Genomic DNA, 26,110 nt, shown 5'->3' with positions numbered 1-26,110 from the left:
AGAGAGCATTTGAGGCAGGATTAAGGTTTAAAATAATCCAATACACAAGTCTAATTTTGTCCAATGAAGCGCTTTCATTTTCTGATATATAATGAGCCTATGAAAGACAAACCAGTTACACACCGGGAGGTCATAAGAGATGAAAGTATGGAAAAGCGTAGCAAGTGCAGTACTGGTCAGTGTTCTGCTCGCAGGTTGCGGTTCCAATGCAGGAACGGACAATGGGCAGGAGGAATCGGCATCAGGCAGCACGGTATCACTCAAAGTATTCGTTGCACAACCTCGGCTGAAAGAACATTACGATAAATATATAGAACAGTTCAAAGCCAAGGAGAAAGCAGAGAAAAACATTGAGGTGAACGTGCAACTGGAGATGCCGCCAGCGGACAATGCGCCTCAGATTCTGAAGACACGACTCGCCTCCAATGATGCACCGGATGTGTTCGCCTTGCATGCGGTCAATGAGATTCCACCGTTCAGCAAAGCGGGTTATCTGGAAGATCTGTCGGGCCAACCTTTTGTCGATAAGTTGGTAGATTCGGTTAAACCTTCCGTAACGGATGCGGAGGGCAAAGTCGTGGCTGTTCCATTGGAAACGTTATCATGGGGCTACTTGTACAATAAAGATATTTTCGAAGAGCAAGGGCTGGAGGTACCGACGACTTTAACTGAAATGAAAGCGGTCGTGGAGAAACTAAAAGCAGCCAACATCACACCGTTTGAACTGTCCTACAAAGAATCCTGGATTCCGCAATTATTCCTGCCACTCACTGTGGGTGCCTTGACTCAATCGGAGCACAAAGACTTCGTCGAGAAGATGAATCAGGATCAGGGCTCCTTCTCGGATATGAAAGAATTGTTCGATATCTTCGATCTGGTCAATGCCAATGGAACAGACAAAGCGCTGGAAGTGGGCGGAGATGATGGTTCAGCAGCCTTTGCTTCAGGAAGCGCCGCAATGTGGATTCAGGGACCATGGTTTGCCGAAACCATCCTGAAGTCCAACCCGGACTTGAACTTTGGTGTAGCACCAATGCCGATCAATGACAATCCGGATGATACCAAAATCAATCTGAGTACCTCTACTTCACTGGCGGTATCGTCAACAAGCAAGAATAAAGAAGTGGCACTCGATTTCGTGAACTACATTCTCGATGACAAGGATTCAAGTGCATTCTATGAAGCACTCAAGTTCAATCCAGTTGCCAAGATCCATGACTTCAAGAGCTTCCCATGGGTAGACGATGCCCAGAAATATGTGAATGAAGGTAAAGCCTATCAGGACCCATCTATCCCTCAAGCGGTGAAAGACGAGTCAGGCAAAGCGTTGCAGGGCTACTACTCAGGGCAATTAAATCAACAGCAGGTTATCGATGCGCTCGACAAGGCGTGGAAATCCTACAACAAAGTCAACAAGTAAGGAGCTGTGAGGAATAGAGTATCCGCTTTTGTTGGCAAATCTCAACGGTTTGAGAGTTTTGTTAACAAATTAAGCGGTACTTTATTTCGTCACAGTCTCCAAGCAGATGATACAGCAGGCAGAACGTTCTTCGTTCCCTCGTTTACGATCATCCGCTTCGAGTGAAAAGGGGGAGAACCAATGGCTACGAATGTGTTCAAGAAGTATCTGTCACTGCTCGCGTTCACTGCGCCTGCCTTTGTCATCTATGCGATTTTCCTGCTGTACCCTACGTTTAGTGGCATGTTCTATAGTCTGACGGATTGGAACGGACTTAATCGGGATTACAGCTTTATCGGTCTGGGCAACTTCGTGGAATTGTTCAAAGAAGATCCTGACTTTCTGAACTCCCTGTGGTTCACGATGAAATATGTAATATTTATGCTGATTCTGCAAAATGGAATTGCCTTACTGCTCGCCGTGTTGATTGAATCACGGACGCGCAGCAAGGGGCTCTTCCGGACCCTGTTCTTCATGCCTAACATGATCAGTACGATCATCAGTGCTTTCATGTGGACCTTCATCTTCTCTCAGGTGCTGCCACAGCTCGCAGAGAAACTGGCTTTTTCGTTCCTCGACCAGCAATGGCTGGGTGATCCGAAGTTTTCATTTTACTCGATTCTGATCGTATCGCTCTGGAACGGTGTAGGGTATATGATGATCATTTATCTGGCTGCTCTCCAGGGTGTGCCGAAAAGTCTCAAGGAAGCGGCTGTTATTGATGGGGCTAACGCATTCCAGGTGCTACGCAATGTCGTGTTGCCGATGATAACTCATGCCGTGACCATCTGCTTCTTCCTGACGCTGAACGGAGCATTCAAAGTGTTCGAAGTGGTGTATGGACTGACTGGTGGCGGACCGGGCCGAGCCACGCAGGTGATCACGATGAACATCTATGAAGAAGCGTTCTCCAACAACTTCAGATACGGCTATGCGAGTGCCAAATCGGTTGTGTTGTTTATCATCGTACTCATCTTTACACTCATCCAGATCACCGTCATGAAGAAGAAAGAGGTGGAGGCATGAGGATGCAACGACTGAACAGTTATCTGATTCGACTGCTGCTGATTCTGGGCTCTCTCGTCGCCATGCTGCCGATCTATATGGCGGTTGTGAACTCTTTCAAAACGCAGGGTGAGATGTTCCAATCTTTTATCGCGCTGCCTACAACGTTGCACTGGGAGAATTATTCAGACGCGTTTAACAAAATCAATCTGTTGGGCAGTTCGATGAACTCGGCAATTGTATCCTTTCTGGGGATCGGGGGAATCGTCCTCTGTGCCTCACTTGCGGGATACAAACTGTCACGTACCTCCGGCCGCTTGAGCAACTTGATCTTCTTCCTGTTTGTTGCTTCCATGCTGGTACCGTTCCACTCGATCATGATTCCGCTGACACGGGTAGCCAAAGGCATGGGTGTACAAGGAAGTACGTACGGATTGGCCCTGATCTATATCGGGCTTGGTGTGAACATGGCAATCTTCCTCTATCACGGGTTTGTGAAGTCCATTCCGCGTGAATTGGAGGAATCGGCTCAGATTGACGGATGTAATGAATTCCAGACGTTCTTCCAGATTATTTTCCCGCTCTTGCTTCCGATCACAGTCACCATCGCGATTCTGGACTTCCTGTGGATCTGGAATGACTTCTTGTTGCCACTACTCATGCTGACCGATGTGAATCGTTATACGCTGATTCTGTCCACGAACATGCTGTTTGGGGAATACAACAAGGAATGGCCGTTGATTCTGTCATCTCTAGTACTGACAGCGATTCCAGTTATTCTGATCTATGCTTTCTTCCAGAAGTTCATTATGGAAGGTATTGCGGAGGGTGCTGTAAAGGGGTAATCTGAAACGAGGTCATCTGTATGTGACCGTTGAAGTATCAAAAAAACCGTCTTGATCTGAAGGATACTTTCCTTACAGTTCAAGACGGTTTTTGATGTTCATGCAGTATCGATCTGTATGCGTTGTTTATTCTATTCTGCCTTCAGCAGCATGGATTCAATGAACACTTTCAGATCACGGCTTACGCTGTTCAACTGATCAATGACCTCGCTGAACTCGGTTACCATCACAGCCTGTTGGTTGCTCGACTGTGAGATCGATGTGATCTCCTGCTCCATCTGCTGGATGGAATGCTGGACATCCTTCAAGGAGCGTTCGATATTCACCGTAGCTTCTTTGGTACCTGTAGAAAGTTTACGCACTTCGGATGCAACGACGCTGAACCCTGCGCCTGCTTCACCCGCTCGTGCTGCTTCGATGGCAGCATTCAGGCCGAGCAGATTGGTTTGTTCCGAGATTTCGCGGATGAATGCAGCGACTTTATTCACTTCGCCTGAGTTCTGCACAGCCATGCGCGTATTGTCCAAAATCTGCGTGGAAGAGGCCGTCAATTGTTCGGATTGGGCAGCTACCGTCTGCACCATATCGGTCAGTCTGCCGCTGATTCCGCCGATCAGTTCGGTGAAGTGCTCCAGTTTTTCCTCATTCTGAAGGGAGAAGCCGATGGCAAGTGCGCCGGCGATATTTCCTTGCTCATCTCGAAGTGGAGTTGCTGCCGAGACAATGGAGGTACCATAAAATTTGGCATCAATACGATTGGCTGAAGTCTCGCCATGTTTAAGGGCTCGGCGTAGTGTAGGGTCATCCGGCGAGATGATGTCTCCTGCTTTGATGCCCAGATCGAGCTCGTTGCTCGGAACATAATACCAGAACTTCTCGGTATCGGTTACTGCAATCATGATATCGTGTTCTTTCAGCATAATTTTAAAATACGGGCTTGCTGCAACGAGTGCTTCAACAATGTTCAATATGGTCATCTCCTATGTGTGCATATCATCTAGATGTATTGTATATACATCGTCAGAATTATGGGAATCTTGAAGACCCAACAAGGGCATAACGTATATTACTTTCATTTTTAACAAATGAAACAGCAGAATTGATAATTTTCAGAAAATTATGAAAAAATAACGAAAAAGCAGACGAGAACATGATGTTCTTGTCTGCTTATCTGTACCCAGGAATACGCGTTGAGTTATATTGCGTACTGTTGTTATCCACCAATCTGGGACATGCGTCGTACCGTCGGCGTGTGCGATTGCATTTTTTGTTCCAGAGCCAGGGCCATCTCGTGATTTTTCGGTTTCGTACCCAGCGCTTTGAGGAAGAGCGCAGCCATGGCATTTGGGTCATCCACGAAGCGGCGAACATTATACTCATCCGACCAGTAGAGGCAGGCTTTGATATGTCCATCAGCGGTCAGCCGAAGTCGATTGCAATTGTCACAGAAGTGATCGCTCACGGGATGAATCAATCCAAATGTGCCTTCGGAGCCCGCAATTTTCATATTGCGTGATGGGCCATTCCCCGCAGGGCCTATTGTATTTTCTACCGCCCAACCCGCTTCAGCGCATACATCCGTGACGGCCTCTAGCGGCAAATAGGATTTGCGCCATGAATCCGAAGCCTGTCCAATCGGCATATATTCAATGAAGCGCACATGAAGTGGCTGATCGATCGTCATGGCAATAAAATCTTTGATCTCATCATCGTTGATACCCTTCATCAGCACAACATTCAGCTTGATCGGAGCCAGACCAACGGCTGTTGCAGCTTCAATGCCTTTCAGTACCTTGTTCACATCCCCACCGCGGGTAATCATGGAGAAGCGGCTGGCTTGCAGGGAGTCCAGACTGATATTAATCCGGTTCAACCCAGCGTCTTTCAATGCCTGAGCTTGTTTGTCCAGCAGAAGAGCGTTGGTAGTCAGTGCAATATCATCAATCCCGTCAATCGCCGAGATCATGCCGACGAGCTTGTGCAGATCCTTGCGTACCAGCGGTTCGCCCCCGGTAAGCCGGACTTTGCGCATGCCCATTGGAGCAAGCACCTTCAGCACCTGTGCGATCTCTTCGTAGCTCATAATCTCATCATGTGGAGCAAACTCCATACCCTCTGCAGGCATGCAGTACACACAGCGTAAATTACAGCGGTCCGTAACAGAAATACGGATGTAGTCATGTATCCGGCCAAATGAATCCTGAAGCAGTTCCATGCAGACCACCCTTTCATCGGTTCAGATTGGAAATCTTCTATTATAAATGATACGACAATTTCAAAAGGAACAGTTGCATCAAATTTTAGCTATTTCTCCAATCCGCGTCAACGATGACGTCAGATGACAGCATTTTTGGCGGGATGATTCAGATGGAATTGTCCCACAAGTTGTTGCAGGAAGACCGTAATGGCTTCCACGTTATGCGAAGAATGCTGAACCTGCAACATATCATGGATCAGCTCCATCATCTCTGCTTCTACCTCAGCGGAAGTCGCCCGATTTTGATGGCTGATCGCCGCAATATTCTCCATCAGCATGACCACTTGATCTACGACTTGCGTGCGTTCAGGTTCTTCTGCGGTAGCATTTTGCAGAAGTTGCGAAGCGGCCTGAACCAGTGTTGTTCCTTCAGCCAGCACCTGATCTCCCTCTGTGATTAATTGGGACGCAGCTCCTGCTGCAGTTGAGATTCGGTCCAGAATCTGATGGATATTTTCAGTGGAAGAGCGGGATACATCGGCCAGCTTACGGATTTCCCCCGCCACGACCGAGAACCCTTGGCCATGTTCGCCCACGCGTGCAGCTTCAATGGTAGCATTCAGAGCGAGCAGGTTGGTCTGAGCAGAAATTTCATCAATAACAGCCAGTGCATGGTAAATCTCTTTCATCGTGTCCATGAAGGACAGGATGGTACGGTTGGTATCGGACACGGCTCCGGAGATTTGGGTCATTTTGTCGCCGATTCGTTCCACTTCCAGCTGGGCCACGCCGATCTGTTTCGTTGCAGATGTCTCCAATTGCTGCAGCGTTAAGCGCATGTGATCGGCAGCGATCTTGGCCTGATCAAGATCTTCCAGTTGGGTGCGAATGGCCTGAATCATCGAACCAAGCTTGTAGTTCACGCGCTCAGTCGTACCCTGGGTTGTCTCTGTTGAGGTTCGCATCTGATACTGGTTGTCCATAACGTCTACCGTGGCAAGTTGTACCTTCAGCATAATGCCTTCCAGAGAATCAATCATGTTATTGATCCACTTCGCCAGTTCACCTGATTCGTCTTGGGCAAAATCAGACGTGTTCAGGCGCTGAGTCAGATCACCTTTGCCTTCAGCGTTGATTCGAATAAATCGGCTGATGCGGCGCAAGTCATCATGAACCCGTCGATATTGGCTGCGATGCAGCTGTAATGCAGTGAAGAATCCAAACAGCACATTAAAAGCCGCCATTGCTGCCGCACTCCACCCACTGCCAGTAAGGGCATAGACAAGTGCCGCTCCTGCAACGCCTGACAAGAGCGTGAAGAGACTGTGCTGCTTGAACTGGCGCCAGCCGATGCTCCGTATCCGGTATACTTCCTCCAGATCCCCCTCACACATCATGCCCCAACGATCAGGACAGTGTGGCAGCTGGAAGGTGATGCCTTTGCCAATGACAGAGATATGGCGGTAATCCGAGTAGCCGGGAAAGGCAACGAACAGATTGGAGCCATTCTGAATGGTATTCGCTACTCCGGGGTGCAGCTGGCCGGTCGATGGATCGGTGAACATGAGCTCCAGCTCGGTATGCTCCTTAACGGAAACGATACCCCATTCGGTGGTGACGCCATCTTTGAGATTTTCCCCATGTGTAAAAGTACGATCCTCGAAGCGGCTTCGGGACAAGGCGGTGCCGGGCTGCAGATGGGGCCGTAATTTCGACTCAGCCATAAAGAGATAGTTGTCACCAGAGTCGGGATAGATATGGCCTGATTCTCGTTGAATCAGGTCACCCAGGACATCCCCGGGAACACGGCTGCATAATGAACCAACATATCGACCTTCCTGTAGAATTGGGTTGATAAACAGCAAGGTGACATCATCGTGAAAAGCGGACGAGCGTGGTCCAATATCCAACGTCAGTGGATCGGAATATGGGCCATACAAACACTTTTTCCCATGAATATCTGCTCGGGAGTACTTCAATCCTGGTCCAATCAAAGCTTCGTAATCTGCATAGATCTGTCCAATATGTTTCTTGTATGTAGAGAATACCACCTGATTCTGTTCGTTCAGCATAAATAGCTCCGTACTATCAACGGCTCGAATATAACTGGATTGAAACCATGCATCTAGTTTACTTATATGAGATGAACCTGGCAGTACATCTTGTGGTCGAACGGACTGTATTTGATGAAGTAAACGATCCAGGTGATTCCATTGTTCATCTGCCCAGTCCATCATGAGCTGCCGTCTCGTTTCGGCAATCCCCTCAAAAATCTGTTCCACATCTTCCTTCATATGTGCGTTCAGCCGATACGATCGCCACAGCGGCAATCCTTTTCTCCATCCCAGCCAATCAAACATCATGACCACCCCGATTTCTGGATTTGAAAGCTTCGTTCTACTGATCTATGGACACTCCTGCGTAGTGGTTGATCCGGAATAATGGTACCGCCTTCATCATTCAGGAGCCGTGACTCACGTGGTGGTGGAAGTCCTTGTACGTCTATTCAATCTTTATACAAGAAAACGAACAAGAATACGAGGGCATATGTCATATTTTCCGAATATTTATTCAATAAATACAAATGATCGTGCGTTTGTTGTTAGGTGAAATTCATGTTAGCTATCTATCAAGAAAACTTACATGGATGTCTCTGAGAATTCCTCTCATTTTACATTGTGTAACATGAACAGGCCCATACTCAAAACACACTGTATAATGTAATCCCCGCTCAAAGCGATATAGTATTATCTAACAAGCAAAACCTGTTACGTTCGTGTATATAAACCTCCCATTCAGCCTTGGTGTGCAATGAAAACAACTTTCCACAAAGGAGAATGCCCATGTCCTCCATATCCTCAGCTACAGTCCCCGAAGCCTGTCATATTGATGTAGATCATGTGTCCGTTGTCTTCGGCACAGGGTCACAACAAGTCACTGCCTTGTCGGATGTTACATTCCAGATTCAGTCTAATGAGTTTGTCTCCCTGCTGGGCCCTTCCGGCTGTGGCAAGTCGACCTTGCTCCGGTTGGTGGGTGATCTACTTCAGCCTACCTCAGGAGCCGTTCGCATCGCAGGTCAGGAGCCTGAGCGTGCTCGGCTACAGCAGCAGTTCGGCATCGTCTTCCAGACACCTGCCTTGTTCGATTGGCGCACCGTTCGTCACAATGTGGAATTGCCCTTGGAGCTGCTCGGTACCCGCCGGAAGGAGTGCCACCGCATTAGTGGTGAGCTGCTTGAAATGGTAGGGCTAACCCGCTTCGCCGACCATTATCCATGGCAGCTCAGTGGAGGGATGCAGCAACGTGTATCCATTGCACGTGCCCTTGCGCTTGATCCGCCATTGCTGCTCATGGATGAACCCTTTTCGGCCCTGGACGAATTCACCAAAGAAAAGCTTCAATTGGAGCTACTTGAGATCAAGCGCTCGACAGGCAAGACCTTCCTCTTTGTCACACACAGCATCCCCGAAGCGGTATTTCTGTCCGACCGAATCATCGTGCTCTCGGCGCATCCGGGACAGGTGCATTCCATTCATTCCGTCAACCTGCCTTCCGAACGTCATAGTGAACTGAGAGAAACGGAAGCTTTCTACCACATGATTACGACCATCCGCAATTGCTTTTACGAGGAGCGTGATGAATCTCATGTCCCTGCGATTCTTTAAACCGGGTTATCGTTCCTGGGTTGTCATCTGGATTATGGCCGTATTGGTGCTGTGGGAAGGAATCGCCTGGTTGCTCCAACTGTTCCTGTCACCTCAGCAGGCGGCATCTCGCCTTCCTTATCTGCATGATGTTCTTGCGGCCTTGTTTCGCTACTCGGGAACGCTGGCAGAGCAGGGGGTTGTCACCTTTGGCAATGCAGCCATTGGTTTTGCGGGGGGGACGCTGCTTGGTCTAGGTCTGGCTCTACTCATGAGCGGTGCCGTCTGGCTGGAGCGCACGTTATCGCCCTATGTAGTCTCCTCACAGATGGTTCCGGTCATCGGTCTCGCACCAATTGTGTACGGCATCATCCACAATGCGGAGTGGGCGCGGATTGTTATGGCGGCTTATGTCACCTTCTTCCCGATCATCATCCATACGTTGAAAGGATTGAAAAGTGCAGCACCAGAGCATTTGGAGCTTATGCGATCCTGTGGCGCTTCATTGACTGCACGATATATCAAATGCCTGCTACCCTCAGCACTGCCGGGACTATTCTCTGGTATGAAAATAGCTGCTCCGCTGGCGGTGACCTCCTCCATCGTTGTGGAATTAATGGGGGCTCCCGACGGACTTGGCGTCCTAATGGTTAGTTCGTTATATTACGGCCATGCCCAAGTTGGCATGTTCTGGGCCACCATCATACTTAGTATCGGTATTGGACTAATTTCGTATTTGGCCATCAGCCTGGCTGAACGTTGGCTGACCCCCTGGCAGCCTGAATTCAGGGCCAAAGGAGGCCGTGCCACATGAGTGACGGTAGAGTGTTGAGCCGGAAAAGTGATGAAGGTGTGACGATTGCTGCTGTAACTGGTGCAGCAACGACCCTCACGGGTTCACAGATGGCAGCTGCTCCCGGATCGGAAATCCATGGACAACGGGGACAAGCCGGAAAGGCCAGACCGGGAACCGGCTTTCGCGGGCGCTCAATTGCACTGAGCATGCTTCCTTGGGGTGCCGGGGTAATGTTTCTCGCCCTCTGGCAGCTCAGGTTGTTTCATTGGATATTCTCGCTGGAAAGCTACCAACTGCCTGTGCCTTCTGCGATTGCGGCATCCATTCAGGAAAATGCCAATATGCTCTTTCGATACGCGATGTACAGCGGAACCGAAATGCTGGGTGGTTTCCTGCTCGGTTCCCTGTTGGGTGCTCTGGCGGCGGCAGGTGCATCGTTTTTCCCAACAAGCGGCAGGGCGGCAGTTACTGTTCTATCGGCACTGAACGCCGTTCCCATCGTGGCCCTAGCCCCGATTATGAATAATTGGTTCGGTGACGGGATCTGGTCGCGTATTGCTGTCGTCACGGTGATTACGATGGCAGCAATGGCGGTCAGCCTGTTCAAAGGACTGACTTCCATTCAGCCGCATTACAGTGATTTGCTGAGTGGCCTTGCCGCGAGCAGGATGCAGTTTTTTTGGAAGCTGAGACTGCCTCATGCCCTGCCTTCCCTCTTTGCCGGTCTGAAGATCAACATGTCGACCAGTATTATCGGGGCCATTGTGGGTGAATTTTTCATCGCCTCCCAGGGGCTCGGGTACTTGCTCTCGGATCAGATTCGACTGGCGAACATGCCCTTGGCCTGGTCCTGCATTGTCATCGCCGCCGCGCTCGGCATTGTGTTGTATGAAGCGGTTGTCCTTGCAGAAAAGCGACTCATTCCGTGGAACCGTGCACGCACAGATTCATAACGTACATCAGGATAGCAACCATAGATCGTAATACCTGATAGAGGTTGTTCAAAAAGTCCACGGTACTGAAAACCAGACTTTTTGAACACGGACTGATGATTGAAAAATCGTATATACACAGGGGGTTGTTCTGTCCATGTACAAAACGTTGAAGTTGGGTCTGCTGGTCATGGTTATGTTGGTGGTTACGGTTCTGAGCGCATGTTCTACGAAGTCCGAGCCGGCGGCACAGCCAGTTGTTGTAGGTTCAGGAGAATCGGGAGAGGCGGATAAACCCTTAACCAAAGTGAAGATTCAACTGAAATGGGTGCCGCAGGCGCAGTTTGCCGGCATCTACGCAGCGAAGGAAAAAGGTTTTTTTGCAGATGAAGGCATTGATGCCGAGATTATTCCGGGTGGTCCGGATATCGTGATTGAGCAGCAGGTGGTCAATGGCGCGGCAGATGTGGGGATCACAGGAGTAGACAGTCTGCTGGTTAGCCGGGATAACGGTCTGCCGCTCGTCTCGCTCGCCCAGATCTCACAGAAGAGTAGTTATCGCTTGATTGCCAAGAAGTCCCTAGGTATTACTGATCCGGCTCAGATGAAAGGCAAGAAGGTCAGTACCTGGTTCGGCAGTCAGCAGTTTCAGGTGCTCGCGTTCATGGAGAAGAATGGCCTAGATCCAAAGAAAGACATTGAACTGGTGAAGCAGGGGTTCACGATGGATCAGTTTTTCAACGATCAGGTGGATGTAGCTACGGCGACGATCTATAACGAATACCACGTTGTGCTGGAAAGTGGAACGAAAGAGTCCGATCTGGATGTGTTCAACATTGAAGATGCCGGTGTTGGCATGCTGGAGGATACGCTGATTGCCAAGAAGGATTGGGTAGACAGCAACCGTGAGCTTGCGGTCAAAGTGACCCGTGCCATTTTGAAAGGCTGGAACTACGCCATCGATCAACAGGATGAGACGGTGGATATCGTGATGAGCAATGTGACGGATGGCAGTACCACTCGTGAGCATCAGGTAACGATGCTGGAAGAGATTGCGAAGCTAATTCGCCCGGAAGGATTTACGGAGCAGCAAGTCGGTAGCTTTGTGGATGAGTCTTTTGCCCGAACTGCGGATATTGCACTGAATTATGGATTGATCAAAAAAGCCGCAAATCTGGATGAAGCGCTTGAGAAAAGCATCTATGAAGAAGCGGTGAAATAAGCGTGGAACAAGCATTTACACGAGAACGAAGAGTGCAGGACCAATTTGAAGAAGCGAAGAGTGCGCTAAAAGCTTTCTGAAAGAAAGCTGCATCGGAAGCATACGCTTATCCCCGGATTTTTCCTTAAGGAAAAAATGAATCTAGAAAATCTGGGGATAACAGCGATCGGAAGATGGTACTGCAATCGGAGTGGGTGAGTGTAAAGTCTGTAGGTCCAGCTTAAAGAGAGGAGGATGACGAATGAATTCTGTGGATCAGCAGCCTCAGCCGCTTGGCAGTACGAAGGAAGAATGGCTGGAGAAGGATCGCAAATACGTATGGCATCACATCTCGCCTCATAACGATCATCCGATGATTGCAGTGAGTGGGGAGGGCAGTTGGATCACCGATCAGGATGGTACGCGTTATCTGGATGCGATGTCGGGACTGTGGTGTGTGAATGTGGGGCATGGCCGTGAGGAGATTGCGAGAAGTGCCTACGAACAGATGAAAGCACTCGCTTATGTACCGATGACGCAGAGTCACGAACCGGCGATTTTGCTGGCGGAGAAGCTGAATGATTGGCTGGATGGGGAGTATCGAATATTCTTCTCCAACTCGGGTTCAGATGCGAATGAGGTGGCTTTCAAAATAGCCCGTCAGTACCACCATCAGAATGGTGAGCCTACTCGGCACAAATTCATCTCCCGTCACCGTGCGTATCACGGCAACTCCATGGGAGCGCTGGGAGCCACCGGGCAAGCCGCCCGCAAGATCAAATACGAGCCGCTCGGCGTAGGTTTCTCTCATGTTCCACCACCGTATTGTTACCGCTGTCCGTTTGGACGAAACAAGGATGGATGCGGACTCGAATGTGCAACCATCTATGAAGAGGTGATTCGTTGGGAAGGTCCCGAGACGGTTGCCGCAGTAATTATGGAGCCGGTGATCACGGGGGGCGGTATGATTGTGCCCCCGCCGGATTATATGCGTACCGTACAAGAGATCTGTCAACGCTATGGCGTGCTGCTCATTGTAGATGAGGTAATCTGCGGTTTTGGCCGCTCTGGGCAGAAGTTTGGTCATCAGAACTATGGCGTACAGCCAGATATTGTGACGATGGCAAAAGGCATGACCAGTGCGTATTCGCCACTATCAGCAACGGCCGTGCGAGCCGATCTGTATGACACGTTCCGGGAACCCGGCCCGGATGCACACTTTCGGCATGTGAATACATTTGGCGGAAATCCGGTGTCCTGTCGGGTGGCACTGGCGAATCTGGAGATTCTGGAACGAGAGAATCTGGTCAGCCGGGCGGAAGAACTGGGATATCTGCTTCGTGAGAAGCTGGAACCTTTGCTGGAGCTGTCCATTGTGGGGGATATCCGTTCATTCGGATTCGCCTGTGGCATTGAATTGATTGAAGCAGACGGATCTCCTGCGGAGGCGGATAAAGTAATGAAGGTACTCGCCAGTTGTAAAAGGGACGGCATCCTGATTGGCAAGAACGGTGATACCGTACCGGGGTTTGCAAATATTTTGACGATTTCCCCACCATTTGTCACCACCGAGGAAGAGCTGGATCTGATCGCTGGAAGTTTGCTCGTTGCGCTCCGTAGTCTGGACGCAGGTTAGTTGCCATAGATGGATAACACAAAAGGAGGCGAGGCAGGATGCAGACCACAACAGGCAAACTCATTAATCAGCTTCGGCTGAATGAGCGAATTGAGCAGTTGTCACGCATTGGCCGAATCGCAGAGACGGGTGTTTGCCGACTTGCCCTGACCCCGGAGGATATGGATGGCATCATTCAGGTTCGTCTCTGGATGGAAAAGGCCGGTCTGACGACTCGACTCGATCCCTTCGGCAATCTGATTGGTCGTCTGGAAGGTGAGGATCAGGCCCTGCCGATCCTCATGATTGGTTCCCACATCGATTCTCAGCCGTATGGCGGTCGCTATGATGGAGCAATTGGTGTGCTAGGTGCGCTCGAAGCAGTGCAATGCCTGATCGAAAATGGCATTCAGCCTCTTATGCCGATTGAGGTAGTTGCCTTTTGCGATGAAGAGGGTTCACGTTTTAACAAAGGCCTGTTCGGCTCGCGTGGCATAACCGGTCAGTTGGAAGAGGGCGAACTGGAGCGGCAGGATAAAAACGGAGTGACCCGCCGGGAGGCGCTGGAAGCCTTCGGCTGTTCTCCTTCGGATTTTGAAGAAGCGATCTATCCGCCAGGTTCCATAGGCAGTTATCTGGAGCTGCACATTGAGCAGGGGCCGGTGCTGGAAACGCTGAATGCACCAGTAGGTCTGGTGACGGGCATCTCGGGCCCGCTGTGGCTTACGGTGACGATGAAAGGCATGGCCGGTCATGCTGGTTCCGTTCCCATGGGGATGCGGCATGATGCTTTGGTAGGCAGCGCCAAAGTCATTGCGGCTTTTGACGACATGGTGAGAGAAGACCCGGAAGCCCCAACCGTAGGTACGGTGGGAAGTCTGAGGGTGTTTCCAGACTCACGGAATATCATCCCAGAGGAAGTCAGCTTCACGGTGGATTTACGAGATATGGAGATGGAACGAAGGAACGGGCTTGAAGCCCGATTGATGAACATTTTGGATGACGTGAGTTCCCGATATGGTCTAACCTACTCGCTGACAGAGGATACGAATAGTGAGCCGCGGTATTGTGCAGAGTCAATCATGTCGGTGATTCGTTCATCCGCGGAAGAGATCGGGATTACTTTGCCAGAACTGATGAGTGGTCCGTTCCATGATGCGTTGGCCCTTTCGCTTGTGTGTGATTATGGCATGATCTTTGTCCGCAGCAAAGACGGCATCAGTCATCATCCCAGCGAATATTCCTCCCCGGAGGATATTGGGCTGGGCACGGAAGTGTTGTATCGCACCATTCGGAGGATGTGCAGTGGAGTGAAGCAACCAATCATTTTACCTGAGGAGGCGTTATGACGTATGGGCAAAATCAGCATCGGATTAATCCAGGCTTCTCATGAGATTGAAGGTTCGGCTCCCGTTGAGGTGCACAAAGAAGCTGCGGTTCAGAAGCACATTGCGCTGGTCCGTGAAGCTGCTGCACGAGGGGCCAAGATCATCGGATTGCAGGAAGTATTCTATGGCCCGTACTTTTGTACAGAGCAAAATTCCAAATGGTATGCATCCGCTGAACCTGTGCCGGAAGGGCCAACGACCAGACGTTTTCAAGAGCTGGCGAAGGAGCTTGCGGTGGTGATTATTTTACCTGTGTACGAGGTGGAGGGCATTGCTTCGTATTACAATACGGCAGCCGTTATTGATGCGGATGGTTCGTATCTGGGCAAATATCGCAAACATCATATCCCGCATGTGGAAGCAGGTGAGGGTACAAATGGGTTCTGGGAAAAGTATTATTTCAAACCAGGTAACCTCGGGTTTCCGGTTTTTGATACGGCCTACGCCAGAGTCGGCGTGTACATCTGTTATGATCGTCATTTTCCGGAAGGGGCACGATTGCTCGGGCTCGCGGGAGCAGAAATTGTGTTCAATCCGTCCGCTACGGTTGCGGGGACATCGGAATATCTGTGGAAACTGGAACAGCCTGCTCACGCGGTAGCTAATGGATATTATGTAGCGGCCATCAACCGGGTCGGCGTGGAAGCGCCATGGAATATGGGTGAATTTTATGGACAGTCGTACCTGGTCGACCCACGAGGCAGGATGGTAGCGATAGGCAGCCGGGATCAGGATGAGGTCGTTATTGGCGAGATGGATACGGAGATGATTCGTGAGGTACGGAATGTGTGGCAGTTCTACCGTGATCGCAGGCCAGAAACGTACGAACATCTCGTTAGCCTGTAAAAGCAGCTGGAAGCTAGCCCGGATCAAACTTCAGGAGGTGCATGACATTGATGAACAGCTCAGGAACAACGTTATCCGATTATGGGTGGGAGAGTCGTTTTGCCGAGATGAAACCTGCCATGACAGGCAAGGAAGCGATGGAGGAGTCAAACCGCTGTCTGTACTGTTACGATGCACCTTGTATAAAAGCCTGTCCAACTGATATCAACATCCCTTCTTTTATTAGCAAAATAGCAACAGGGCACCTGAAAGGATCGGCCCGCACCATCATGGATGCAAATCCGGTTGGAGCCAGCTGCGCACGTGTCTGTCCCACAGAGGAACTGTGTGAAGGCGCATGTGTACTAAACGAATCGTCGAAGCCGATTCAGATTGGTGACTTGCAGCGTTACGCCACCGACTGGGTGCGGGCGAAGAATGAGCCGTTATTCCAGGCAGCGCCTGCCAATGGGAGAACCGTCGCTGTTGTGGGAGCAGGGCCTGCGGGATTGTCGGCAGCACGTGAACTGGGGCGTGCAGGTTATGAGGTGACGATCTATGAAGCCAAACCCAAGGGGGGCGGGCTGAATACGTATGGCATCGTATCCTTCCGTTTGCCCGAATCGGTTGCGCTATGGGAAGTGGAGCAGGTGGAGGCACTTGGTGTGCAGATCCGTTATGGGGTGCGCATCGGTGTGGATATCCCTGCTTCGCAGTTGCTGGAGCAGCATGAAGCGGTCATTCTGGCCTGTGGCATGGGTTCAGTACCTATGCTGGGCATTGAAGGGGAGACACTGGAAGGCATCTATGATGCGATTGAACTGGTGGAGTCTACCAAGCAAGGTGTTCCGCCCGCGCTGAATGGTCTGAAGGTCGCCGTTATTGGTGCGGGCAATACAGCGGTAGATGCAGCAACCTGTTCGGTACGTCTTGGTGCCGAGCGGGTGCAGATGTTATATCGGCGCGGGGAAAGCCAGATGACGGCGTATGCGTTTGAATATACGTTTGCCAAGCAGGAGGGTGTTGAGTTCCGGTGGTTTACGATGCCGCAGCGTATCATTGGAGACGAGAACGGTCGGGTTCAGGCTGTGGAATGCGTGAAAATGGAGCTGATTACTCCGCCTGGAGGTGGGCGCGCGTTGCCAGTGCCTGTGGAGGGATCGGAGTTCATGATTGAATGTGATACGGTCATCCGGGCGATTGGACAGCATCGTCTACTACCATTAATCGAAGCGTTTGGGCTGCGTCACCACTGGGGCGTCGTTGAGATCGAGCCGCATACGTACCGTACCTCACACCCTCAGATCTATGCGGCAGGAGATGTTATTTTTGGTCAGGGCCAGGGTGAGGCGATGGTTGTCTCGGCTGCACAGCAGGGTAAGCTGGCCGCAGCGGCAGTCATGAAGGCGTTGCCTGGACAGGTGGAAGAGACGGCGTGAGTAGTTCATTGAATTCTCGTGTCCCTTATGCGCTAAAGAACCCTACACATCTTATAGTGGCAATAATGGAGGATTGAAAAATCTAACGAATCTCACACGTCTTATTTTGATAATAAACCGTTGAAATGAAGCCGAAATGAGCGAATACAGCAAAATAAGCTTTCTACGATTCGTTAGATTTTGAAATTGCCCCATAGGACCCGAATAAGAGCTGTACGGTTCGTTAAAATTTAGGTGCGTGCTATCTAGAACCTATTACTACGCAGAAATCCTGAGCACGACCAAATATCCAATACAACGATATACATTGAACTAAACATTTACACGAAACGGAGAGGACAGAAAGAACCTGAAGAAACGAAGTGCTCGCCTTTATTCCCGGATTTTCCCTTTAGAAAAGGAATCAAAAAAAATCTGGGAATAACAGCGATCGGAAGGTTGTTCTGTCATCGGAGTGTCCAGTGTAACTAGTAAGTTCAAACAACACCAAGGAGGGATCGTTATGGCTGACTTATCCATTAATCTGGCAGGTATTCGATCACCCAATCCATTCTGGCTGGCTTCTGCACCACCAACCAATACGGGATATCAGGTTCAGCGTGCGTTCGAGGCGGGCTGGGGTGGCGCGGTGTGGAAGACGCTGGGCGAGCCAATTATCAACACATCCTCGCGTTTCGCGGCGGTCCATTTTGGCGGACAGCGTGTAGCGGGGTTTAACAATATTGAATTGATATCCGATCGTCCGCTGGAAGTGAACCTGCGGGAGATTGCCGAGACCAAGAAGCGATTCCCGGATCGTGCGGTTGTCGCTTCACTGATGGTGGAACCTACGCGGGAGAAGTGGCATGAGATTGTCAAAAAGGTGGAGGCCGTCGGCGTCGACGGTCTGGAGCTAAACTTTGGCTGCCCGCATGGCATGGCCGAACGTGGTATGGGAGCTGCCTCTGGTCAGCAACCTGACCTGGTCGAACTCCAGACGATGTGGGTGAAGGAAGTGGCGACCACACCGGTGATTGTGAAGCTCACGCCGAATATCACGGATATTACGGCAACTGCCCGGGCAGCTGTCCGAGGTGGCGCAGATGCGATCTCTCTGATCAATACGATTAACTCTCTAGCTGGTGTGGATCTGGATTCGTGGAATACCATGCCGCATGTGGGCGGCAAAGGAGCACACGGCGGATACTGTGGCCCAGCGGTAAAGCCCATCGCACTGAACATGGTTGCCGAGTGTGCCCGTAATCCGGAGGTAGGTGTTCCAATCTCAGGGATTGGTGGCATATCTGATTGGCGGGATACGGCAGAGTTTTTGCTCATGGGCGCTACAGGGGTTCAGGTATGTACGGCAGCGATGCATCATGGATTTCGCATTGTGGAGGAAATGATTGATGGCCTGAACGATTATCTGGATGAAAAGGGTCTGAGCAGCGTTGCAGAACTCGTAGGTCAGACCGTTCCGCGGTATTCGGATTGGGGCAATCTCGATCTGAACTACAAAGTGGTCGCCCGCATCAACCGCGATGTCTGCATCAATTGCAACAAATGCCATATTGCTTGTGAGGACACCTCGCATCAATGTATTGATATGTTGACCGACCCGTCCGGTTCCTATCTGGAAGTGGTGGAAGAGGACTGTGTTGGCTGCAATCTGTGTTCGATTGTTTGCCCGGTGGATGGGGCGATTGAGATGGTTGAACTTGTGCCAGAGCAGGAACCTGTAACCTGGAATGAACGTCAGTCTGCGATTGCCATGTTGCAATCGGTTAGAGATCAATCAACCAAGGAGGCGATATCATGAGTACCCGCAAATTGATTCGTAATGGTGTGTTGGTCACAGCGTCGGATACCTTTGAAGCAGATATTTTGATCGAAAAAGGTAAAATCACACAGATTGGCATTGGGCTCATGCCGGACGAACGAACGGAAGTCGTGGATGCAGCGGGCTGTTACGTCATTCCGGGCGGGATTGATCCACATACCCATCTGGATATGCCATTCGGTGGAACGGTAACGGCGGATGATTTTGCGACGGGAACGACAGCAGCAGCCTTTGGCGGTACAACGACGATCATTGATTTCTGTCTGACACAAAAAGGCCGTCCATTAATCGAATCTCTCCAGGAATGGCATGCCAAAGCCGAGGGTAAAGCCGCCATCGACTACGGTTTCCATCTCATGATCGGCGAGATGAATGATCAGGTGCTGGAAGAGTTGCCGCAGATCATTGAAGAAGAGGGTGTGTCATCCTTCAAGGTGTTCATGGCGTATAAAAACCAGTTTCAGGCGGATGACGGGATTCTCTTCCAGACGTTGCAAAAGGCAAAAGAGTACGGCGCACTCGTCATGGTTCATGCCGAGAACGGGGATGTCATTGACCTGCTGGTTCGACAGGCGCTCGCCGAAGGGCGCACGGAGCCGATTCATCATGCGCTGACTCGTCCATCCATGCTGGAGGGTGAAGCGACAGGGCGGGCGGCCCGTTTGGCTGCACTTGCGGATTCACAGCTGTATGTCGTGCACGTGACCTGTGCGGAAGCGGTGGAGCAGATCGCGCGCATGCGTGAAATGGGCTATCGGATCTGGGGGGAGACCTGCCCTCAGTATTTGACTTTGGATCAGTCGATTATGGATCAGCCAAACTTCGAGGGTGCAAAGTATGTCTGGTCACCACCGCTGCGGGAAGCAGCGCATCAGGAAGTACTGTGGAACGCACTGAAAAGTGGTCAGTTGCAGACGATCGGCTCTGATCATTGCTCATTTAATTTCAAAGGGCAGAAGGACTTGGGCAAGGATGATTTTAGCAAAATTCCTAACGGAGGGCCGGTCATCGAAGATCGTCTCAGCATTCTGTATTCCGAAGGTGTAGTCAAGGGGCGGATTACGCTCAATCAGTGGGTTGATCTATGTTCGACAAGAGCGAGCAAGTTATTTGGATTATTTCCGCAGAAAGGTACTCTGGCCGTAGGGACAGATGCGGATATCGTTATTTTTGACCCATCTGTAAACAGGGTGATTTCGGCAGATACGCATCATATGAACGTGGATTACAGCGCATTTGAAGGTATGCAGGTACAGGGATGTCCAGTTACGGTGCTGTGCCGCGGAGAATATGTCATTCGAGATCGGCAATTTGGCGGATTGGCAGGAGCGGGGCAGTATGTGAAGCGTGCTAAATACGATGCAGGTGCACCCATGCCGATGAAACAGCCCGTGACAGCAGTGAATGGAGGGATAAGCTGATGTCGGATCATGATGTGTTTGAGGCCGAGAGGATCGCCATAGAGCGAATGGTTGCACAAGGTTATCGGATCTATGCGGTACGGGAACATCTGGAGGGTGCTCACGTCATATGGGGGCACCCGGATCTTCCCGAAGAGAAACAAGAGCAATACGTGGGCACGGCGTCTGGACGGAAGTGGTTCAGTCATATTCTGATTCGTCAGCTTCAGGAGCAGTGGGGGGCTTAGACAATGCCTAGCTCTTCACGCGATTGGACCATGAACATACTCATAGGCGTAGATGGCAAGTTCGATCGCGACCCTTTTCTCGGGGAGGATATAGTCTTCTCCCAAAAGGGCTTCGATTTTGTCTAAACGGTGATACAACGTCTGTCTAACGATATATAGAGCGGTGGCCGTCTCTTGCTTGGAGCAGCATAGGACCAAATATTGCTTGAGGGTGCGCAGCAGCTGACCTCCTTTCTCCACATCGTAACGAATGAGCGGCCCCAGGTATTCTTCGATGAAATCATCCAGATTACCGCTCTGCTTCATGCTGGCAATGATGCGATAACAATGAAGGTTGCTGTAAAAGGGCTGCTGCATCTCGCCGATGTCCTTCTGAATTCGCAGTGTCTCCTTCGCGGAATCCAGACTATCCTTGAGACGGGCGAGGTCCGCGCAGCTATGACCGATACCGAACAGGCCTGAGAAGAGGCGGTGGGTCTGTTCCTGCTCGTGTTGCTGCAATTGTTGGATGCAGCGCCAGAGACTACTTTTGCGCTGAGATCCAGGCAGTGGGTCGAGAATGATAAGAATGATCTGATGGTTTAGAACTGTGCTGTAGAGGGTGAAGTTCTCCCGTGCAAATACTGACCGGGCGACGATGTTGCGTTGGATCAATAACTTCTGAAGTCTGAGGCTATCTGTGTATGCGGGATTGCTGTCGAATAAAATAATAGTGGCTTTGCTCGTTGCGAGAAGGGGATTAACGGCAGATATATATTCATGGATTTCCTTCGTGGAGTGGTGTCCGTTAAGCCAGTCAATGACCCACATATCTTCTTTGTACCGACGTTTCTCTTCCATGTACTTGGTTCGCATCCAGTCTTGGGCAATCGCGGCCGCGCAACGTTCCAGTGCCTGAAAGACGAATTCATCTGAGGGTTTGATCGGTATGCTTGAATCGTGATCCGCCAGCTTTTGATGCATCAGCACGAGGTCGGCAAAGGTATAGTCCAACGCCTGAACAGGCATGCTGATCACATCTAATGCACTCTCCGTGTATGCTTTTAACGCTGTAATATGCTCCTCCGCTGACTGTCCTCGCTGTAAAAACCAATCCTGCCGTCGAGTCTCCAACTCCTCTTGAGGGCAGTAGGGAACGGCGCTTGCTTCCCCTTCAAGTGGATATAACGCCACGGCACATCCGGTTGTTCGTGACAATAATCGAAGCAGAGGTTGTACGCCATCTCCATTCAGAAGAAGTTGGTTAAAGGAGGTGGTGAGACGATCGAGTTCGGCAATCATCCGCTGATGACTTCGAATCAAGGTGAAATGCAAGTCTTGCGTAATATCAATATAACGGACTTGTTCGTGGAACCAGATCAGCGGAAAATCCGCGGCGACTGCAATTTCTTTCATCGCACCGAGCTGCGATTTCGTGTGATCCCCCAGTTCCATACAGAGTCCGGCAGCCCCACGTGCAATTAACTGACGCAAAAAAGACAGGCCGTGCTGCTCACCTTCCTGCCAGCCAATGCCTGTCGTAAGTACTAATTCCCCGCCATTGAGCAAGTCCCCTACCTCAGGAACCTCCATGATATGAACCCAGCGAACATACCGCTCCAGCGCACGATCACTGGCCAGAACTTCCGCCTTGCGAAATACGGGACGTTTTAGCATGTCTCTGATCTGAATATGAAGCATTGTCTCCCCCACACAACCACCATCCTTCCCCAATCACATGTGATCTATCTGAAGTCTGGAATCCGTCGACTTACATAATTAATCCATATTATAAGTTGATTTACAGCAGATGGGCTAAAATCTCACGTTCATTTGTTTCAAATGACAAACACAACTATTCTTTTTGTGATTTTAATTAAAATGCAGTATTTATATGACAGTCTATATATCGTGTGAATTTACATGAAAAAAAGCCCCTTAGCATCACATCGGAATTCAATCATTCCAATATGCGCTAAGAGGCGAGAAGTTAGATAGTATAGTCTACATTTAAGTTGGACTCGAACCGTTACATGAGAACGACCCTCTACTTCTTAATCTTCGATTCTTTTCTTTTTAAATTTCATCAGGAACTCATACACAATCGGTACGATAACCAGCGTGAGCAGCGTGGAGCTGATCAGACCACCGATTACGGTAATTCCGAGTCCTTTGGAGATGATACCGGCACTCTCTTCGAGACCTGTTACCAGTGGCAACAGGGCACCGATAGTTGCGAGAGCAGTCATCAGAATTGGACGCAGACGAGTTGCACCGGCTTCCAGCAAGGCTTCACGGGTAGGCATACCCTCTTTTTCCTTGTGAATAACACGGTCGATCAACACGATGGCGTTGGTGACCACGATTCCGATGAGCATCAGTCCACCCATCATGGCCGAGACGTCAAGCGTACCACCAGCGATGAACAGACCTACCATAATACCAATGACCGTAAATGGCAGGGAGAACAGGATTGCGAATGGTGCCAATCCGCCGCCGAATGTAACAACGAGCACGAAGTATACAATGGCGATGGCCGCCAGCATGGCAAGACCAAGTTGAGTAAAGGTATCATTAATCTGTTCGGTTGTACCACCAAACTTCACTTCAACGCCATCAGGCAGATCCAGCTTGTCGATCTCAGCCTGTAAGTTGCTCGAAGCTTTTTGTACATCCGAAGCCAGGATGTTGGCTGTGACTTGCACGACAACCTTACCATCAATTTGCATGATGGAGTTCGGGGACGTACCTTCTTCCACTTTGGCAACATCTTTGATCGGTACTTCGATGCCAAGCGGTGAAGTGACGGTTTCATCCTCAATCTCATCAATACTGCTGAATGTTTTGTTGTCTGTCTCTACATAAACTTTATACGTTTTGTTATCGATATCGACTTCCGTGAGCACAGGACGTTCCCGTGCCGGGCTCAGCGTCATAGCCAGTTGGCCTGCAGTGAGGCCCAGGGAACTTAATTTCTCCTGATCTGCCACGAGCGTATACTGCCCGTAGGTGTCAGCGAGTGATGTATCTGCTTTTTCAAAATTATCCGTATCTGCCTCAACCAGTTTCAGAATTTCATCTGATACAGGTTTGAGTTGCTCTACATTATCGCCATAGATGGAGAGGCTCAGACCACTGCCACCCAGACCGCCGGACATGTCGAGCTCATTCCAGGTTCCTACGGTAACTTCCTTCTTCAGACCTTCGACAAGTTGTTCTTTCACTTGAGTAAAGTCTTTCGTATCTTCGTTATATTCAATATAGAAGAGAGCCGAGTTTCCACCACCGCCACCCATACTGCTCAGTGGGTTCGTGCCGCCGATGGAATATTGCATTTTCTCCAGACCTGGTTGTTCCAGCAACCACTTCTCGGCAACGAGTGCTTCTTTTTCGACATCTTCACGCAAAGCTCCGGTTTGTGGACTGTACGTAATGGTCACGTATTTATCCTGTTGTTCTGGCAAGAAGCTTGCACCGATGAACGGGTACAGGAACAAACTGCCGACTAACAGCAATACAGCGCCACCAACCGTGATGAGTTTATGTGACAGGGTCCAGTTCAGCAGGCGTTTGTAACCTTCCGCCATCTTGCCTGGTTTTTCTTCGTGATTCTGCTTGTTCTTCAACCCTTTACGGAACAGGGTATGCGCAAGCATTGGCACGATAGTAATGGCAACGATCAGGGATGCCAGCAAGGCGAATACCATGGTCAGTGCAAATGGCAGGAACAGCTCACCCACCATACCGCTTACCAATGCCAGTGGCAGGAATACCGCAATCGTTACGATGGTGGAAGAAAGGATTGGCACAAACATCTCGCGCGTTGCTTCGCGAACCAGTTCACGGCCTTTCAGTTTCTCGCCTTTGAGTGTTAATCTGCGGTAGATGTTCTCGATAACAACGATGGAGTCATCGACAACCCGTCCGATGGCAACGGTCATGGCACCCAGCGTCATCATGTTCAAGGTAATATCCATCATATTGAGCGCAGTCAATGCCATGAGCAAGGAGAGCGGGATCGAGATAATGGAAATAATAGTTGAACGGATATTACGCAAGAACAGCAGGATGATCAGGATGGCAAACAAGGCGCCAAAAACGGCTTTGCCCAACATCGTGTTCACCGAGTCCTGAATCGGCTTACCTTGGTCAAGCAGTACAGTCAAATCAGCATTTTTGAACTGCGTCTGCAATTCTTCCGCTTTGTCTTTGACTGCGTTAACGACATCAACCGTGTTGGCATCGTTGGATTTTACAACGGAAATACCGATCGATTCCTTGCCGTCTGTCCGGGAAATGGATTCCGCTTGACCGATGACTTCGATCTTGGCAATTTCACTTAGTTTTACAGTTGGAATGCCAGGCGCGTTGGCAGCGCCCGATGGGCTACCTACACTGGCATTACCGCCAGCGGCTTGGCCCGCAGCCTGGTCTGTTCCTTGTGCAGAGCCAGGAGCCGTACCTTGACCAGCTTCATCAGTTGGTGCTCCAGAGCCTTGTGGGGCTGAGTTTGAACCATTACCTGTAGAAGCCCCAGCACCGCCGGGTACGACTGGAATGGCAAGGTTTTTCAGATCATCGATGTCGATGATGTTTCCATCTACGACAACGGCCTTCTGGGATTTATCCAGTTCGAACAGTCCAAGGGGCACACGAATGGATGAACCTTGAACGATACCGTTTACCGTATCTTCAGTGAGGCCCAGCTCGGACATTTTAGCTTGGTCAAACTTCAATTGAACTTCTTTCACATATTGACCGGAAACCTGAACTTGAGCTACACCGTCAATATCTTCAAGTGCAGGCTGAATATCCGATTCAACCAGTCTTGTCAATTGTTCCAGGTCGCCGCCGTCTTTGTCGGACAAGCTCAGAGATACAACCGGGAAAGAGTTAATGCTGAACTTGGAAATGGTCGGCTTCTGCACGCTGTCAGGCAGTTGGACTTCATTCAGTGCCTCACGAACGGTTGCCGTCGCGTTGGTCAGATCTGTTCCATAATCAAATTCGAGTGTGATCGATGCTGCGTTCTCCATGGAAGTGGAGGTCACCGTCTTCACGCCATCTACATTGCGTAGTTTTACTTCCAGCGGCTTCGTGACATCCTCAACAATTCCCTCCGGTGCAGCCCCCGGATCAATGGCAGTGACATTCAGAAACGGTACGTTGATGTTCGGAATTGTCTCTTGTTTCATCGTCAATCCGCTGTACAAACCTGCGAAAGAGATGATAATCGTCAGAATCCAAATCGCAAACTTGTTGTTCAGTGAAAAATTAATAATACCTTTCATACGATGGTTTCTTCTCCTCTCTGT

19 protein-coding genes are annotated in these 26,110 nt (G+C 50.1%); 14 read left to right on the top strand and 5 right to left on the bottom strand.

Annotated elements, in window-relative coordinates; all coding sequences use genetic code 11:
• Positions 1-139 precede the first annotated feature (139 nt).
• From HF638_RS08440 to HF638_RS08430, 3 genes are all read left to right on the top strand, one after another.
• Entirely contained in the window at positions 140-1,420 is a 1,281-nt protein-coding gene (locus tag HF638_RS08440) for an ABC transporter substrate-binding protein (protein ID WP_169479815.1), read from the top strand.
• Between the two features lie 180 nt (positions 1,421-1,600).
• Positions 1,601-2,485, top strand: coding sequence for a carbohydrate ABC transporter permease (locus HF638_RS08435; RefSeq protein ID WP_017691891.1), 885 nt, complete (start codon positions 1,601-1,603; stop codon positions 2,483-2,485).
• A complete protein-coding gene (locus tag HF638_RS08430; RefSeq protein WP_169479814.1) occupies positions 2,482-3,309 on the top strand; it encodes a carbohydrate ABC transporter permease in 828 nt (275 codons plus the stop codon). The genes HF638_RS08435 and HF638_RS08430 overlap by 4 nt, the downstream gene beginning before the upstream one ends.
• A 131-nt stretch (positions 3,310-3,440) precedes the next feature.
• Here HF638_RS08430 and HF638_RS28790 read toward each other — a convergent pair whose 3' ends face one another.
• From HF638_RS28790 to HF638_RS08415, 3 genes are all read right to left on the bottom strand, one after another.
• Positions 3,441-4,286, bottom strand: a complete 846-nt coding sequence (locus HF638_RS28790; RefSeq protein WP_282435649.1) for a methyl-accepting chemotaxis protein — start codon at positions 4,284-4,286, stop codon at positions 3,441-3,443.
• A gap of 236 nt (positions 4,287-4,522) precedes the next feature.
• On the bottom strand, positions 4,523-5,524 hold the full coding sequence (moaA, locus tag HF638_RS08420) for a GTP 3',8-cyclase MoaA (protein WP_169479812.1): 1,002 nt from the start codon (positions 5,522-5,524) through the stop codon (positions 4,523-4,525).
• A 119-nt stretch (positions 5,525-5,643) separates the two neighbouring features.
• Positions 5,644-7,869, bottom strand: coding sequence for a methyl-accepting chemotaxis protein (locus tag HF638_RS08415; RefSeq protein ID WP_348982086.1), 2,226 nt, complete (start codon positions 7,867-7,869; stop codon positions 5,644-5,646).
• A 480-nt stretch (positions 7,870-8,349) separates the two neighbouring features.
• Between HF638_RS08415 and HF638_RS08410 the strand changes: the two genes are divergently transcribed.
• The 11 genes from HF638_RS08410 (at position 8,350) to HF638_RS08360 (ending at position 20,816) form a co-directional block, all read left to right on the top strand.
• Positions 8,350-9,174 carry an ABC transporter ATP-binding protein gene (locus tag HF638_RS08410; RefSeq protein ID WP_169479811.1) on the top strand — a complete coding sequence of 275 codons (825 nt, stop codon included), beginning with the start codon at positions 8,350-8,352 and terminating at the stop codon, positions 9,172-9,174.
• Positions 9,155-9,967: an ABC transporter permease gene (locus tag HF638_RS08405; RefSeq protein WP_169479810.1), complete on the top strand. Its 813-nt coding sequence runs from the start codon at positions 9,155-9,157 to the stop codon at positions 9,965-9,967. The genes HF638_RS08410 and HF638_RS08405 overlap by 20 nt, the downstream gene beginning before the upstream one ends.
• On the top strand, positions 9,964-10,902 hold the full coding sequence (locus tag HF638_RS08400; RefSeq protein WP_248278077.1) for an ABC transporter permease: 939 nt from the start codon (positions 9,964-9,966) through the stop codon (positions 10,900-10,902). Before HF638_RS08405 ends, HF638_RS08400 begins: the two co-directional genes overlap by 4 nt.
• A 136-nt stretch (positions 10,903-11,038) precedes the next feature.
• Positions 11,039-12,103 (top strand): ABC transporter substrate-binding protein, encoded by a 1,065-nt coding sequence (locus tag HF638_RS08395; RefSeq protein ID WP_169479809.1) that lies wholly within the window; start codon positions 11,039-11,041, stop codon positions 12,101-12,103.
• Between the two features lie 241 nt (positions 12,104-12,344).
• Positions 12,345-13,718, top strand: coding sequence for an aspartate aminotransferase family protein (locus HF638_RS08390; RefSeq protein ID WP_169479808.1), 1,374 nt, complete (start codon positions 12,345-12,347; stop codon positions 13,716-13,718).
• 38 nt (positions 13,719-13,756) lie between these two features.
• On the top strand, positions 13,757-15,046 hold the full coding sequence (locus HF638_RS08385) for a M20 family metallo-hydrolase (RefSeq protein WP_169479807.1): 1,290 nt from the start codon (positions 13,757-13,759) through the stop codon (positions 15,044-15,046).
• A 3-nt stretch (positions 15,047-15,049) separates the two neighbouring features.
• A complete protein-coding gene (locus HF638_RS08380) occupies positions 15,050-15,931 on the top strand; it encodes a nitrilase-related carbon-nitrogen hydrolase (protein ID WP_169479806.1) in 882 nt (293 codons plus the stop codon).
• Between the two features lie 50 nt (positions 15,932-15,981).
• The gene (locus HF638_RS08375; RefSeq protein WP_169480034.1) at positions 15,982-17,349 is read left to right on the top strand and encodes an NAD(P)-dependent oxidoreductase; all 1,368 of its coding nucleotides are present in this window, start codon (positions 15,982-15,984) and stop codon (positions 17,347-17,349) included.
• A gap of 502 nt (positions 17,350-17,851) precedes the next feature.
• Complete coding sequence (gene preA, locus HF638_RS08370) at positions 17,852-19,147, top strand: NAD-dependent dihydropyrimidine dehydrogenase subunit PreA (protein ID WP_169479805.1); 1,296 nt, start codon at positions 17,852-17,854, stop codon at positions 19,145-19,147.
• Positions 19,144-20,589 (top strand): dihydropyrimidinase, encoded by a 1,446-nt coding sequence (gene hydA, locus HF638_RS08365; protein ID WP_169479804.1) that lies wholly within the window; start codon positions 19,144-19,146, stop codon positions 20,587-20,589. Before preA ends, hydA begins: the two co-directional genes overlap by 4 nt.
• The gene (locus HF638_RS08360) at positions 20,589-20,816 is read left to right on the top strand and encodes a hypothetical protein (protein WP_169479803.1); all 228 of its coding nucleotides are present in this window, start codon (positions 20,589-20,591) and stop codon (positions 20,814-20,816) included. The genes hydA and HF638_RS08360 overlap by 1 nt, the downstream gene beginning before the upstream one ends.
• A 15-nt stretch (positions 20,817-20,831) precedes the next feature.
• Here the strand turns inward: HF638_RS08360 and HF638_RS08355 are convergent, their stop codons facing one another.
• Together HF638_RS08355 and HF638_RS08350 are read right to left on the bottom strand one after the other, a co-directional pair.
• The gene (locus HF638_RS08355) at positions 20,832-22,508 is read right to left on the bottom strand and encodes a PucR family transcriptional regulator ligand-binding domain-containing protein (RefSeq protein ID WP_169479802.1); all 1,677 of its coding nucleotides are present in this window, start codon (positions 22,506-22,508) and stop codon (positions 20,832-20,834) included.
• Positions 22,509-22,849: 341 nt separating this feature from the next.
• Entirely contained in the window at positions 22,850-26,086 is a 3,237-nt protein-coding gene (locus tag HF638_RS08350) for an efflux RND transporter permease subunit (RefSeq protein WP_169479801.1), read from the bottom strand.
• Positions 26,087-26,110 lie beyond the last annotated feature (24 nt).

The organism is Paenibacillus sp. SZ31, from assembly GCF_012912005.1.
Lineage (GTDB): Bacteria > Bacillota > Bacilli > Paenibacillales > Paenibacillaceae > Paenibacillus.
Note: the sequence above shows the minus strand (reverse complement) of the source record. Positions and strands in the feature narration are given on the sequence as shown.

What these genes read in the sequence shown, in the direction of transcription:
- HF638_RS08415 (WP_348982086.1), bottom strand. Translation starts at nt 7,869, where the DNA reads ATGATGTTTGATTGGCTGGGATGGAGAAAAGGATTGCCGCTGTGGCGA.
- HF638_RS08430 (WP_169479814.1), top strand. Translation starts at nt 2,482, where the DNA reads ATGAGGATGCAACGACTGAACAGTTATCTGATTCGACTGCTGCTGATT.
- HF638_RS08400 (WP_248278077.1), top strand. Translation starts at nt 9,964, where the DNA reads ATGAGTGACGGTAGAGTGTTGAGCCGGAAAAGTGATGAAGGTGTGACG.
- HF638_RS08385 (WP_169479807.1), top strand. Translation starts at nt 13,757, where the DNA reads ATGCAGACCACAACAGGCAAACTCATTAATCAGCTTCGGCTGAATGAG.
- HF638_RS08410 (WP_169479811.1), top strand. Translation starts at nt 8,350, where the DNA reads ATGTCCTCCATATCCTCAGCTACAGTCCCCGAAGCCTGTCATATTGAT.
- HF638_RS08380 (WP_169479806.1), top strand. Translation starts at nt 15,050, where the DNA reads ATGGGCAAAATCAGCATCGGATTAATCCAGGCTTCTCATGAGATTGAA.
- HF638_RS08395 (WP_169479809.1), top strand. Translation starts at nt 11,039, where the DNA reads ATGTACAAAACGTTGAAGTTGGGTCTGCTGGTCATGGTTATGTTGGTG.
- HF638_RS08435 (WP_017691891.1), top strand. Translation starts at nt 1,601, where the DNA reads ATGGCTACGAATGTGTTCAAGAAGTATCTGTCACTGCTCGCGTTCACT.
- HF638_RS08440 (WP_169479815.1), top strand. Translation starts at nt 140, where the DNA reads ATGAAAGTATGGAAAAGCGTAGCAAGTGCAGTACTGGTCAGTGTTCTG.
- hydA (WP_169479804.1), top strand. Translation starts at nt 19,144, where the DNA reads ATGAGTACCCGCAAATTGATTCGTAATGGTGTGTTGGTCACAGCGTCG.
- HF638_RS08390 (WP_169479808.1), top strand. Translation starts at nt 12,345, where the DNA reads ATGAATTCTGTGGATCAGCAGCCTCAGCCGCTTGGCAGTACGAAGGAA.
- HF638_RS08405 (WP_169479810.1), top strand. Translation starts at nt 9,155, where the DNA reads ATGTCCCTGCGATTCTTTAAACCGGGTTATCGTTCCTGGGTTGTCATC.
- moaA (WP_169479812.1), bottom strand. Translation starts at nt 5,524, where the DNA reads ATGGAACTGCTTCAGGATTCATTTGGCCGGATACATGACTACATCCGT.
- HF638_RS08350 (WP_169479801.1), bottom strand. Translation starts at nt 26,086, where the DNA reads ATGAAAGGTATTATTAATTTTTCACTGAACAACAAGTTTGCGATTTGG.
- preA (WP_169479805.1), top strand. Translation starts at nt 17,852, where the DNA reads ATGGCTGACTTATCCATTAATCTGGCAGGTATTCGATCACCCAATCCA.
- HF638_RS28790 (WP_282435649.1), bottom strand. Translation starts at nt 4,286, where the DNA reads ATGACCATATTGAACATTGTTGAAGCACTCGTTGCAGCAAGCCCGTAT.
- HF638_RS08375 (WP_169480034.1), top strand. Translation starts at nt 15,982, where the DNA reads ATGAACAGCTCAGGAACAACGTTATCCGATTATGGGTGGGAGAGTCGT.
- HF638_RS08360 (WP_169479803.1), top strand. Translation starts at nt 20,589, where the DNA reads ATGTCGGATCATGATGTGTTTGAGGCCGAGAGGATCGCCATAGAGCGA.